The 12,142-nt window shown below is 74.1% G+C and carries 10 protein-coding genes; 2 read left to right on the plus strand and 8 right to left on the minus strand.

Features of this window, described 5'->3' with window-relative positions; all coding sequences use genetic code 11:
• Window positions 1–93: 93 nt before the first annotated feature.
• A complete protein-coding gene (gene pdxR / locus ABT160_RS44815) occupies window positions 94–1,497 on the minus strand; it encodes a MocR-like pyridoxine biosynthesis transcription factor PdxR (RefSeq protein ID WP_351655592.1) in 1,404 nt (467 codons plus the stop codon).
• A 46-nt stretch (window positions 1,498–1,543) separates the two neighbouring features.
• Between pdxR and ABT160_RS44820 the strand changes: the two genes are divergently transcribed.
• Complete coding sequence (locus tag ABT160_RS44820; protein ID WP_351655595.1) at window positions 1,544–2,050, plus strand: carboxymuconolactone decarboxylase family protein; 507 nt, start codon at window positions 1,544–1,546, stop codon at window positions 2,048–2,050.
• Window positions 2,051–2,136: 86 nt separating this feature from the next.
• The gene (locus tag ABT160_RS44825; RefSeq protein WP_351655597.1) at window positions 2,137–2,760 is read left to right on the plus strand and encodes a hypothetical protein; all 624 of its coding nucleotides are present in this window, start codon (window positions 2,137–2,139) and stop codon (window positions 2,758–2,760) included.
• Between the two features lie 113 nt (window positions 2,761–2,873).
• On the opposite strand, the gene ABT160_RS44830 is transcribed toward ABT160_RS44825, so the two are convergent.
• From ABT160_RS44830 to ABT160_RS44860, 7 genes are all read right to left on the minus strand, one after another.
• The gene (locus ABT160_RS44830; protein ID WP_351655617.1) at window positions 2,874–3,764 is read right to left on the minus strand and encodes an ABC transporter substrate-binding protein; all 891 of its coding nucleotides are present in this window, start codon (window positions 3,762–3,764) and stop codon (window positions 2,874–2,876) included.
• A gap of 77 nt (window positions 3,765–3,841) precedes the next feature.
• Window positions 3,842–5,740 carry an ABC transporter permease subunit gene (locus tag ABT160_RS44835; protein ID WP_351655600.1) on the minus strand — a complete coding sequence of 633 codons (1,899 nt, stop codon included), beginning with the start codon at window positions 5,738–5,740 and terminating at the stop codon, window positions 3,842–3,844.
• A 245-nt stretch (window positions 5,741–5,985) separates the two neighbouring features.
• On the minus strand, window positions 5,986–7,029 hold the full coding sequence (locus tag ABT160_RS44840) for a quaternary amine ABC transporter ATP-binding protein (protein ID WP_351655602.1): 1,044 nt from the start codon (window positions 7,027–7,029) through the stop codon (window positions 5,986–5,988).
• On the minus strand, window positions 7,026–8,555 hold the full coding sequence (locus ABT160_RS44845) for a GMC family oxidoreductase (protein WP_502984416.1): 1,530 nt from the start codon (window positions 8,553–8,555) through the stop codon (window positions 7,026–7,028). Before ABT160_RS44845 ends, ABT160_RS44840 begins: the two co-directional genes overlap by 4 nt.
• A gap of 55 nt (window positions 8,556–8,610) precedes the next feature.
• On the minus strand, window positions 8,611–10,104 hold the full coding sequence (locus ABT160_RS44850) for an aldehyde dehydrogenase family protein (RefSeq protein WP_351655608.1): 1,494 nt from the start codon (window positions 10,102–10,104) through the stop codon (window positions 8,611–8,613).
• Between the two features lie 207 nt (window positions 10,105–10,311).
• The gene (locus ABT160_RS44855) at window positions 10,312–11,301 is read right to left on the minus strand and encodes a malate dehydrogenase (protein WP_351655611.1); all 990 of its coding nucleotides are present in this window, start codon (window positions 11,299–11,301) and stop codon (window positions 10,312–10,314) included.
• Between the two features lie 188 nt (window positions 11,302–11,489).
• The coding region (locus tag ABT160_RS44860) for a DUF2690 domain-containing protein (RefSeq protein ID WP_351655614.1) at window positions 11,490–12,142 on the minus strand (653 nt) is incomplete at its 5' end.

The following is a 12,142-nucleotide window of genomic DNA, read 5'->3' on the forward strand; positions in this document are numbered from 1 at the left end:
CATCCTCGTACTGGGCGTACTTGGATGATCCCGACAACGCAGCGAGCGTGCGTGCCAGGCGTCGCGGGGCAGGCGGGACTTTCGCAACACGCCCTAGGCCAGGGCGTTCGCGAGGGCTTCCAGGGCGCCCGGCCAGGCACTGTCCGTGGGCGTGCCGTACCCCACCACCAGCGCGTCCCGCTCCGCCGTCGCGTCCGGGTGCCGGAACCGGGTCAGGCCCTCCACCCGCAGGCCCTGCCAGGCCGCCGCCCGTACCGTCGACTGCTCGGTGCCGGGCGGGAGTTCGAGGACGGCGTGCAGGCCCGCGGCGATCCCGCTGACCCGGACCCCGGGGGCCCGCTCGGCCAGGGTCGCCACCAGCTGGTCGCGGCGGCGCCGGTAGCGGGTGCGCATGGTGCGGACGTGGCGGTCGTACGCCCCCGAGGCGATGAACTCCGCGAGCGTCAGCTGGTCGGTGGCGCTGCTCACCCAGTCCATCGTGCCCTTGGCCTCCAGGACCTCGCCGACCAGGTCCTCGGGCAGCACCATCCAGGCCAGGCGGAGGCCGGGCGCGAGGGACTTGCTGGAGGTGCCGAGGTAGACCACCCGCTCCGGGTCCAGGCCCTGCAGGGCGCCCACCGGCTGCCGGTCGTAGCGGAACTCCCCGTCGTAGTCGTCCTCCAGGACCACTCCCCCGGTGCGGCGCGCCCAGTCGACCACCGCCGAGCGCTGCGAGGAGTGCAGCGCGACCCCGTTGGGGAACTGGTGGGCGGGCGTCAGGAGGACCGCGCCCACGCCCTTGGCCTCCGCCAGGGCGCTGGTCCGGGTGCCGTGCCCGGGGGCGAAGGGCAGCGGGCGCGTCCGCAGGCCCGCGTCGCGGAGCAGCTTCCAGTGCACGTCCAGGCCGTACGACTCCACGGCCGTCTCGCGCACCCGGCGCTCGCGCAGCACCCGGCCCATCAGCATCAGGCCGTGCACGAAGCCCGAGCAGACGACGACCCGTTCGGGGTCGGCGTGCACGCCGCGGGCGCGGGCCAGGTAGTCGGCGAGGACGGCGCGCAGTTCGGGGCGGCCGCGCGGATCCCCGTACCCGAAGGCCTCGTTGGGGGCGGCCGTCACCGCGCGGCGGGCCGCCCTGAGCCACTCGGCGCGCGGGAAGGACGCCAGGTCGGGCTGGCCCGCAGCGAGGTTGTGCGCGGGGCGGCGGCGGGCCGGCAGCGAGCGGGCCGTCCCGGTGGCGGGCCTGCGCGGGGCGGCCCGCTCGGCGACCCGGGTGCCGGAGCCCTGGCGCGCGGTGAGCCAGCCCTCGGCGACCAGTTCGCCGTAGGCGTCGGCCACCGTGTTGCGGGCGATGCCCAGGTCGGCGGCGAGCGAGCGGGAGGAGGGCAGCCGGGTGCCGGGTGCCAGGCGGCCGGTGCGCACCGCGTCCCGCAGGGCGTCCATCAGCCCGCTGCGCAGCCCGGGACCGGCCAGTTCGATGTGCAGGTCGGCCCCGAAAGTGGCCCAGGAATCCGTCATGGGAGTGGACCATACCGATGCGCCACCGCGCGCGTACGGTCGTCTCATGACCACGAACCAGAGCACGCACGACGGCAAGGACCTCCACCCCGAGCACACCCCCCGGCTCGCCTGGGCCAAGCACGCCCCCGAGGTCTACAAGGCGATGGCCCGCCTCGACCAGGCGGCCCGGCAGGGCCTGGACCCGGTGGTCGCGGAGCTCGTCAAGATCCGCGCCTCGCAGCTCAACCACTGCGCCTTCTGCCTGGACATGCACACCAAGGACGCGCTGGCGGCGGGCGAGTCGCTGGAGCGGATCATCCAGCTCGCCGCGTGGGAGGAGTCCAAGCACTTCTACACGGCCAAGGAGATCGCGGCGATCGAGCTCACCGAGGCGATCACGGTGATCACCGAAGGATTCGTGCCGGACGCGGTGTACGAGAAGGCCGCCGCGCACTTCGACGAGGCCGAGCTGACCCAGCTGATCGCCGCGATCACGGTGATCAACGCCTGGAACCGGTTCGCCGTGTCCACCCGCATGGTGCCGGGGCACTACACGGCGGGCCAGCACTAGGAACGGCCGGCCGGCCGGGTCCGTACGATGGCGCACCGAGCCGGGCCACAGGGGGCGGCCCGCGCGCCCGACGCACGGGAGTGACCATGCACCGGCCCGGACTGCCCGAGGACCTGCCGCCCGCGGACCTGCTCTGGACGCGCTGGGCCGCGCTCGCCACGGCCCTGGCGCGGACGCGGGACGCCGGCGACCGGCACCGCACCGGCTGGTGGATCGACGACGACGGCCTGCGCCGCGACGACGCGGGGTGCACCTGGTGGACCCTGGCGGACCGCGGCGCGGGCCGCTTCGTGCTGTACGGCGAGGACGAGTCCAGCGCCGTGAAGTGGCACGAGCCGCGGATCGACGTGCTGGCGGGCGCGCCGGACTGGCTGCCGTTCGCCGAGCTGGAGGACCTCCTGCGGGGCTGGGAGCTGGGCTGCGTCTACTGGTACGAGGACGGGGCCTGGGCCCGCGCGCCGTACCCGGAGGGCCTCAAGGACGACGGCCTGGACTGCGGGGCGGCCGGGTGCCTGGTGAGCGCGGACGAGGCGGCGCTGAACCTGGGCGGGGAGGCCGAGGTGGAGCGGGTGCACGCCCGCGCCTTCCTGGCGCACGCCGAGCGCCGGGCGGTGACCGACGCGGTGCTCGCGGAGCTGGCGGGGCACCTGGAGGAGGCGGACCTGCCCGCGATGCGGGAGACGGCGCGGCGCGCGGGCCTGCTGGGCTGATCCCGGCCGCGGGTATCGCATGCCGGACCTGCCGGGAGGCGGGGGTCCGAGGCGCGACGGGGACGGTGCCGCGCCTCGGAAGTCCCGTGTGGTGACCGGTGGTTCGGCGGCCCTCAGCCCTTCGCCGGGAGCCACTTCCGCCAGGTCGCCTCGTTCTTCTCGACCCAGCGCTCGGCCGCCTCCTGCGGGGAGAGCTTCTGGTCCGCGATCAGCAGGGCGACCTCGTTCTGCTGTTCCGTGGTCCAGCGGAAGCGCTTCAGGAGGGCGGCCGCCTCACCGCCCTCGTCCGCGAACCGCTGGTTGAGGAACTTCTTCAGCGGGGTGTGCGGGTAGGCGCACGCCACCTTCTCCGGATCGGCGTCGCACCCCTCCTCGTACGCGGGCAGCTTCACCTCCGTCATCGGGATCTGCCGCGACAGCCACTGCGGGGTGTACCAGTACGTCAGGAAGGGCTTCTTCTCCTTGGCGAACTGCTTCATCTGGGTGATCTGCGCGGCCTCCGAACCGGCGAACACCACCTGGTAGTCCAGCTTCAGGTTCTTCACCAGCGCCTTGTCGTTGGTGACGTAGGACGGCGAGCCGTCCATCAGCTGGCCCTTGCCGCCGCTCTCGGCCGTACGGAACTCCTCGGCGTACTTGTCGAGGTTGCGCCAGTCGGTGACGTCGGGGTGGGCGTCGGCGAAGTACTTCGGCACGAACCAGCCGATGTGGCCGGTCACCCCGAGGTCGCCGCCCGGGACGATCGTCTTCTTGTCCTTGACGTAGCGCTGCTCCTGCTCCGGGTGCCCCCAGTCCTCGAGCATGGCGTCCACCCGCCCCTGGCTGAGCGCGTCCCAGGCAGGGACCTCGTCGACCTGGACGGTGTCGACCCGGTAGCCCAGCTCGTGTTCGAGCAGGTAGCGGACCACGGCGACGTTCGCCTGGGCGCCCACCCAGGACTGCACCGACAGGGTCACGCTCTTGGTGCCCTTCACGGCGGCGTACGGGGACGCCTGGCGGGTCATGTCGGCCGCGCCGCAGCCGGTGGCGGCGAGCAGGGACAGTGCGGACAGGCCGAACAGGCCCTTGCGGATCAGGTGGTTCACGAGCGGCGCTCCGTGGGCTGGGTGACCCGGTCGAGGACCAGGCCGAGGCAGACGATGGCGGCACCCGCGACCAGGCCGGTCGCCAGGTCGCCCTGGGCCAGGCCGAACACGACGTCGTAGCCGAGCGCCCCGCCGCCCACCAGACCGCCGATGATCACGACGGCGAGCACCAGGACCACGCCCTGGTTCACGGCGAGCAGCAACGCGGGCCTGGCCAGCGGCAGTTGCACCTGCCTGAGCTGCTGCATGCCCGTCGCGCCCAGCGAGCGCGCCGACTCCAGCGCGGCCGGGTCGACGGCCCGCAGGCCCTGCGCGGTGATGCGGACGACGGCGGGCAGCGCGTAGACCACGGCCGCGGCGACCGCCGGGGCGCGGCCCACGCCGAGCAGCGCGACCACCGGGATCAGGTACACGAACTGCGGCATCGTCTGGAACACGTCCAGCACCGGCCGCAGCCAGCGCTCCACCCGCGCGCTGCGGGCGGCGGCCACGCCCACGGCGACGCCGATCACCAGGGTGACCGCGACGGCGGCGAGCACCTGCGACAGGGTGTCCAGCGCCGGCTCCCACACGCCGAGCACGCCGATCGCGGCCAGCGCGAGGACGGCGGTCAGCGCGGTGCGCCAGGTGCCGATCAGCAGCGCGGGCACCCCGGCGAGCAGCAGCAGCGCCCACCACGGCAGGGCCTGCAGGCCGTCCCGTACGGGATCGAGGACCCAGCCCGTGAAGTGCGCGGCGGCACCGTTGGTGGCCGGGTACAGGTGCTCGGTCATCCAGTCGACGGCCCGGTTCACCGGCTCCGCGACCGGCACGGTCCAGGCGTCCGGCCAGCCGAGCCGGCCGGTGGCCCGGCCCGCCGCCACGGCGGCCAGCACCCCGGCCAGGGCCAGCAGGTGGCCCCGTACCGCGTGCGGGCGCGGCGGCTCGCCCAGCCGCTCGCCGGCCGCCCCGGTGACCCGGTCGAGGACCACGGCGAGCAGCACGATCGGCAGGCCCGCGGCCAGCGCGGCACCCACGTCGACGGAGGCCAGCGCCTGGTAGACGCGGTCGCCCAGGCCGCCCGCGCCGATGACGGAGGCGATCACGGCCATCGAGAGGGCCATCATGATCGACTGGTTGACGCCGAGCAGCAGCTCCTTGCGGGCCAGCGGGAGCCGGGCCGAGAACAGCCGCTGACGGCCCGTCGCGCCCAGCGAGGCCACCGCCTCCATCACGCCCGGGTCCGCGCCGCGCAGCCCGAGCGCGGTGAGCCGGGCCATCGGCGGGGCCGCGTAGACCACGGTCGCCAGGACGGCCGCGGGCACGCCGATGCCGAAGACCAGCACGACCGGGAGCAGGTAGGCGAACGCCGGGAGCACCTGCATGGTGTCCAGCACCGGGCGCAGCGCGCGGTGCGTGCGGTCGCTGAGCCCGGCGGCCAGGCCGAGCAGCCCGCCGAGGAGCACGGAGGCGGTGACCGCGACCACCATCAGGGCCAGCGTCTGCATGGTCGGCACCCACATGCCCAGCACCCCGCACGCGCCGAACGCGACCACGGCGGTGGCGGCCAGCCGCGGGCCCGCGACCCGCCAGGCGAGCAGACCGGCGCCCGCGGTGACGCCCGCGAAGCCGACCGCCAGGAGGGCGAGGTAGACGGCGCGGACGCAGAGGGTGAGGGCGTTGCTGACGTGCCCGAAGAAGTAGAGGAAGAGGGGGTGGGAGTCGCGGTGGTCGATCACCCAGGTGCTGGTGCGGCCGAGGGGGCCGGAGAGGTCCACCTGCCAGGAGGCGGGCCAGCCCTTCGCGCCGAGGACGAGGCCGAGAGCGACGGCGACGAGGAGGGCGGCCAGGAGGGCGAGGCGCTTGGCTCGCGCCCGGCTGTGGGCATCCGTTCCGCTCCGCCGCGTTGTGGGCATGCGTTCCGCCGGGGCGGAACGGGTGGGCACAACGCCCACGTGCCGCTCAGCGGCCTGTTCGGCCCGCGCCCCGACCGCCTCGCCCTCGGCCCCGGGCCGGGTCTCCGTGGGTGCGGGGCCCGAAGAGGGGCGCCGCGCGCCTGGGTGCGGCTGTGCCCACCCGTTCCGCCCTGCGGAACGATTGCCCACAGCCGTGCGGGAACCGTCCCCGCGGCTGCTGGAGGCGGGCGAAGTCGTATGGCCGCTCATGCCGCCTCACCGGCCTTCACCCCGGCGACGACCCCCAGCAAGTCCCGCTCCTCCACCACCCCCACGCACCGCCCGTCCTCCACCACGCGCACCGCCGCGCCCGTGCGGGCCGAGGCCTCGATGGCCTCGGCGATGGTCGCGTCGGGGGCGACCGCAGGGCCGGTGAGGTCGGCGGAGGGGACGGGGCGCATCGCGCGGCGCACGGTGAGGACCTGTTCGCGCGGGACGTCGCGGACGAAGTCCCGTACGTAGTCGTCCGCGGGCTCCCCCACGATCTCCTCCGGGGTCCCCAGCTGCACCACCTGCCCGTCGCGCATCAGCGCGATCCGGTCGCCGACGCGCAGCGCCTCGGTCAGGTCGTGAGTGATGAAGACCATGGTGCGGCCCTCCTCGCGGTGCAGCCGCACGACCTCCTCCTGCATGTCGCGCCGGATCAGCGGGTCGAGCGCGCTGAACGGCTCGTCGAACAGCAGGACTTCGGGGTCCACGGCGAGCGCGCGGGCCAGCCCGACGCGCTGCTGCTGGCCGCCGGAGAGCTGGCCGGGCCGCCGGTCCTCCAGCCCTTCGAGGCCGACCTTGGCGACGATGTCGAGCGCCCTCGCGCGCCGCTCCGCCTTGCCGACGCCCTGGATCTCCAGGCCGTACGCCACGTTGTCGAGCACGCTGCGGTGCGGCAGCAGGCCGAAGTGCTGGAAGACCATCGAGGCGCGGCTGCGGCGCAGTTCGCGCAGCCGGGACCGGTCCATGGACAGCACGTCCTCGCCGTCGAAGGCGAGGCTGCCGGAGGTGGGCTCGATCAGCCGGGTCAGACAGCGCACCAGGGTGGACTTGCCGGAGCCGGACAGGCCCATGACGACGAAGCACTCGCCCCGGGCGACGTCGAAGGAGACGTCGCGCACGGCGGAGGTGCAGCCGGTGCGCTCGCGCAGTTCGGCGGCGTCGAGACCGGTGAGGTCCGGGTCGCCGGGGACGCGCTCGGCCTTGGGGCCGAAGACCTTCCACAGGTCACGTACGGAGAAGACGGGCGGCGGCGTGGTCATCGCTGGGCACCTCCGAGGAGTTCGGCGCACTTCTCGCCGACCATCAGCACCCCGATCATCGGGTTGACGGCGGGCATGGTCGGGAAGACGGAGGCGTCGGCGATCCGGATGTTGTCCAGCCCCCGGATCCTCAAGTCTGGTCCCACGACGGCGAGTTCGTCGTCAGTGGCGCCCATGCGACAGGTACCGGCCGGGTGGTACACGGTGTGCGCGACCTTGCGCGCGTACTCGCTCAGCTCGGCGTCGCCGGTGACCTCGGGTCCCGGGCACACCTCGCGCTTGAGCCAGCCCTTCAGCGGCTCGGCGGCGGCGATCTCGCGGGCGATGCGGATGCCGTCGACCAGGGTCCGCCCGTCGTAGTCCTCGGGGTCGGTGAAGTACCGGAAGTCGAGGGCGGGCTTGGCCCCGGGGTCCGCGCTCGTCAGGTAGAGGCGGCCGCGGGAGCGGGGCTTGGGGATGTTCGGGGTCATCGACACGCCGTGCGCGGGGCGTTCGTAGCCCAGCCGCTCGGGGTTGTCGGTGAAGGGGATCTGGTAGAAGTGGAACATCAGGTCGGGCCCGGCCGAGGCGGGGTCGCGCCGCACGAAGAGGCCGGCGTCGCTGTCCATCGCCGAGTTCTCCGGGATCGGCCCGTCCGTCTCCCACACGATCACCGACTCCGGGTGGTCGAGCAGGTTCTCGCCCACGCCCGGCAGGTCGTGGTGCACCTCGATGCCCAGCTTCTCCAGGTCCGCGCGCGGCCCGACGCCGGAGTGCATCAGCAGCCGGGGGGTGTCCACGGCCCCGGCGCACACGATGACCTCGCGGCGCGCCTCGACGTACTCCTCGACGCCCTCCTTGGAGCGCACGTGCACGCCGCGCGCCCGGGTGCCGTCGAACTCCAGGCGGTGCGCCCAGGTCTCCAGGAGGATGCGCAGGTTGGGGCGCTGGTCCATGACCGGGTGGAGGTAGGCGACCGAGGCCGAGGAGCGCTTGTTGTCCTCGGGGTGGTACGCCAGGTCGAAGAAGCCCGCGCCCTCGTGGAACGGGGCCTTGTTGAAGCCCTCCACGCGCGGCACGCCCAGCGCCTGCTGTGCGGCGTCGACGAAGTCGCGGGCGATGGCGTTGCGGTCCTTCTCGTCGACCGGGACGATGTTGTTCAACAGCCGGTCGAAGTACGGGGACATGGCGTCCGCGCCCCAGCCCTCGGCGCCCGCCGCGGCCCACTCGTCCCAGTCGGACGGCAGCGGCTTGAAGGCGATCAGGGTGTTGTGCGAGGAGCAGCCGCCGAGCACCTTGGCGCGGCTGTGCCTGATGTGCGAGTTGCCGCGCGGCTGCTCGGTGGTGGGGTAGTCGTAGTCGAGCTCGCCGCCCAGCAGGCCCATCCAGCGGCGCAGGGTCAGCACGTCGTCGCGGCCGACGTCGCTGGGGCCGCCCTCGATGACGGCGACGGTGACGTCGGGGTCCTCGGTGAGGCGGGCGGCGATGACGGAGCCCGCGGTGCCGCCGCCGACCACCACGTAGTCGTAGGCGGTCGCGGACGGCATGGCGGGTATCGCGGGTTTCTCAGGTACGGCGTTCATGGCAGGAACTCCCCGTGTGTCAGCCCTTGAACCAGCGCACCGGGCGCGGGTCCAGGTTCTGGTAGACGTGCTTGGTCTCGCGGTACTCGGCAAGGCCCGTCGGGCCCAGTTCGCGGCCGACGCCGCTCCTGCCGAAGCCGCCCCACTCCGCCTGCGGCAGGTAGGGGTGGAAGTCGTTGATCCAGACGGTGCCGTGGCGCAGCCGTCCGGCGACGCGCCGGGCGCGGCCGGGGTCGGTGGTCCACACTCCGCCCGCCAGGCCGTACTCGGTGTCGTTGGCCAGGGCGACGGCCTCGTCCTCGGTGCGGAAGGTCTCGACGGTCAGGACGGGCCCGAAGACCTCCTCGCGCACCACGCGCATCCCGCGGTGACAGCGGTCCAGGACGGTCGGGCGGTAGAAGTAGCCCTCGCCCGGACCGCGCTTGCCGCCGGAGCGCAGCACGGCGCCCTCGTCCAGGGCGGAGTCGACGTAGGACTCGGTGCGGGCGAGCTGGGCGGCGGAGACGAGCGGGCCGCACTCGACGCCGTCCTCGGTGCCCCGGCCGATGCGGATCTTGTCGGCGCGGGAGGCGAGTTCGGCGACGAAGCGCTCGCGCAGCGACTCCTCGACGATCAGCCGGGAGCCCGCCGAGCAGACCTGGCCGCTGTGGATGAACGCCGCGTTGAGCGCCTGGTCCACGGCCGTGTCGAAGCCCTCGGGGGTGGCGCAGGCGTCGGCGAAGACCACGTTGGGGTTCTTGCCGCCCAGTTCCAGGGCGACCTTCTTGACCGTGTCGGCGGCGGCGCGCATCACCTTCGTACCGCTGACGATGCCTCCGGTGAAGGAGACCAGGTCGACGTCGGGGTGCTCGGCGAGGCGGGCTCCGACCGGGTCGCCGGCGCCGGTGACCAGGTTGGCGACGCCCGCGGGCAGTCCGGCCTCCTGGAGCAGCCGGATCAGCGCGACGGTGGTGAGCGGGGTGACCTCGCTGGGCTTGAGCACGAAGGTGTTGCCCGCGGCGAGCGCCGGGGCGACCTTCCAGCTGGCCTGGAGCAGCGGGTAGTTCCAGGGGGTGATCAGGGCGCACACGCCGACCGGCTCGTGCACCACCACGCTGTGGACCGCGGGGTCCCCGGCGTCCACGACGCGGCCGGTCTCGTTGACCACGAGGTCGGCGAAGTACCGGAAGGCGTCGGCCACGCAGTCGACGTCGACGCGGCCCTCCTCGACGGTCTTGCCCGCGTCCCTGCTCTCCAGCAGGCCGAGTTCCTCGCGGTCGCGCGCGAGCAGGTCGGCGACGCGGCGCAGCAGCGCGGCGCGCTCGGCGACCGGGGTGCGGGGCCAGGGGCCCTGGCCCCCGTCGAAGGCGGCGCGGGCGGCGGCGACGGCCGCGTCGGTGTCCTCGGCGCCGCCCTCGGCGACGACCGCCAGGACCGTGGCGTCGGCGGGGTCGAGGATGTCGCGGGTGGCGCCGGACGCGGCCGTGCGCCACTCACCGCCCACGTGGATGGTGTCTGGTGTTCCCTGATTCATGATTCCCGGCGCCTTCCCGGGGGCCGTGGAACCATGCGTGACGTGCGCCTCAGTGCGATCCGGCGCACACCACCGGGCGCGTTCGGCGGGGCCGTGCCGTGCCCGTACCCCCGTCGTGCGCGGGCATGCGAAGGGCGCCGCCCCCCGGGGGGGCGGCGCCCTGTCACGTGCGTGCGCGCCGCGTCACGCGGACGCGCGCGGGGTGGCTCAGATCAGGCCGAGGGCGCGGACCGCGTCGCGCTCCTCCGCCAGCTCCTGCACCGAGGCGTCGATGCGGGGGCGGGAGAACTCGTTGATCTCCAGGCCCTGGACGATGGAGTACACGCCGTCCTTGACGGTGACCGGGAAGGAGGAGATCAGGCCCTCCGGGACGCCGTAGGAGCCGTCCGAGGGGATGCCCATGGAGGTCCAGTCGCCGTCGGCGGTGCCGTTGACCCAGGTGTGGACGTGGTCGATGGCGGCGTTCGCGGCGGAGGCGGCGGAGGACGCGCCACGGGCCTCGATGATCGCGGCGCCGCGCTTGGCGACGGTCGGGATGAAGGTGTCGGCCAGCCACTGCTCGTCGTTGACGACCTCGGCCGCGTTCTTGCCGGCGATCTCCGCGTGGAAGATGTCCGGGTACTGGGTGGCGGAGTGGTTGCCCCAGATGGTCAGGCGCTTGATGTCGGAGACGGCGGCGCCCGTCCTGGCGGCCAGCTGCGAGATCGCGCGGTTGTGGTCCAGGCGGGTCATCGCGGTGAAGCGCTCGGCCGGCACGTCCGGGGCGGCGGCCTGGGCGATCAGGGCGTTGGTGTTGGCCGGGTTGCCGACGACCAGGACCTTGATGTCGTCCGCGGCGTTGTCGTTGATGGCCTTGCCCTGCGGCTTGAAGATGCCGCCGTTGGCCTCCAGGAGGTCACCGCGCTCCATGCCCTTGGTGCGCGGGCGGGCGCCCACGAGCAGGGCGACGTTGGCGCCGTCGAACGCCTTGTTGGCGTCGTCGGTGATCTCGATGCCCTTGAGCAGCGGGAAGGCGCAGTCGTCGAGCTCCATCGCGGTGCCCTCGGCGGCCTTGAGCGCCGGCGTGATCTCCAGGAGGCGCAGGTTGACCGGCACGTCCGGGCCGAGCAGGTGGCCGGAGGCGATGCGGAAGAGCAGCGCGTAGCCGATCTGGCCGGCCGCGCCGGTCACGGTGACATTCACGGGAGTGCGGGTCATGGCGATCTCCGTAAGACAGCTGGCGGTGGGGGTCCCTGCCCCTGGTGCTGGACGTCTCCCCTTGATCGATCGGTGTCTCGACGTGAAGAGATATCCGTCGGTCAGGCTATCCGACCCCGGCGGCCCTGAACCCCCGCCCCCTTGTGGGACGGGTCACCCGGCCGACCGGGTGCCGTCCGCCCGCGGGCTCACCCCGACGCGCAGCCCCGGGCACCGGACTTCGGGACCACGCACGCCTTCGCCCCGGCCCCGGAGGGCACCGGCACCATCGGGGTGTAGGCGTCGCGGTCGGCGTCGACGGTGCCCCGCTGGGTGGCGCCGCCCGCGGCGATGGTGACCAGGTCACCGGGTGCGGCGGCGGTGACGCGGGCCCAGGCGGCGGCGCAGGTGCGGCTGTAGCGGACCTCCACGCGCGCGCCGCCGACGGTGGCCTCGGCGACCGTGGTGGCCAACTCCCCGCCGCAGCCCATGTTCTCGGGGTCCTGCCCGGCGCAGTCGGCGCCCGCGCACTTGACCCCGGCGGGCAGTGTCGGCGCGCTGGTGGCGGGGGTCGGCGAGGGGGTGGCGGAGGCCCCGCCGCCCGTGCCGCGCGTGCCGCCGAGGTCGGTGAGCAGGACGGCGGCGGCGATGACGAGGAGGGCGCCCACGAGCCCGGCGGCGAACATGGCGGCCTTGCGCCGCCGGGCGCCCGCCGGGGTCCCGTCCACGGGCTGCCCGCCCTGCCCGGGCACGGTGCCGAGCCGTTCGGACGGCGGCGGTACGGGGACGGCGGGGCGCTGCTGCCGGGGCGCGGGCGGCACGGGCGGACCGGGCGCGGGCGGCACGGGCGCGGGCCCGCCGG

This window comes from Streptomyces sp. NPDC001941 (genome assembly GCF_040296945.1).
Taxonomy (GTDB): domain Bacteria; phylum Actinomycetota; class Actinomycetes; order Streptomycetales; family Streptomycetaceae; genus Streptomyces.

What these genes read in the sequence shown, in the direction of transcription:
- pdxR (WP_351655592.1), bottom strand. Translation starts at nt 1,497, where the DNA reads ATGACGGATTCCTGGGCCACTTTCGGGGCCGACCTGCACATCGAACTG.
- ABT160_RS44820 (WP_351655595.1), top strand. Translation starts at nt 1,544, where the DNA reads ATGACCACGAACCAGAGCACGCACGACGGCAAGGACCTCCACCCCGAG.
- ABT160_RS44825 (WP_351655597.1), top strand. Translation starts at nt 2,137, where the DNA reads ATGCACCGGCCCGGACTGCCCGAGGACCTGCCGCCCGCGGACCTGCTC.
- ABT160_RS44830 (WP_351655617.1), bottom strand. Translation starts at nt 3,764, where the DNA reads ATGACCCGCCAGGCGTCCCCGTACGCCGCCGTGAAGGGCACCAAGAGC.
- ABT160_RS44835 (WP_351655600.1), bottom strand. Translation starts at nt 5,740, where the DNA reads ATGCCCACAACGCGGCGGAGCGGAACGGATGCCCACAGCCGGGCGCGA.
- ABT160_RS44840 (WP_351655602.1), bottom strand. Translation starts at nt 7,029, where the DNA reads ATGACCACGCCGCCGCCCGTCTTCTCCGTACGTGACCTGTGGAAGGTC.
- ABT160_RS44845 (WP_502984416.1), bottom strand. Translation starts at nt 8,555, where the DNA reads ATGCCGTCCGCGACCGCCTACGACTACGTGGTGGTCGGCGGCGGCACC.
- ABT160_RS44850 (WP_351655608.1), bottom strand. Translation starts at nt 10,104, where the DNA reads ATGAATCAGGGAACACCAGACACCATCCACGTGGGCGGTGAGTGGCGC.
- ABT160_RS44855 (WP_351655611.1), bottom strand. Translation starts at nt 11,301, where the DNA reads ATGACCCGCACTCCCGTGAATGTCACCGTGACCGGCGCGGCCGGCCAG.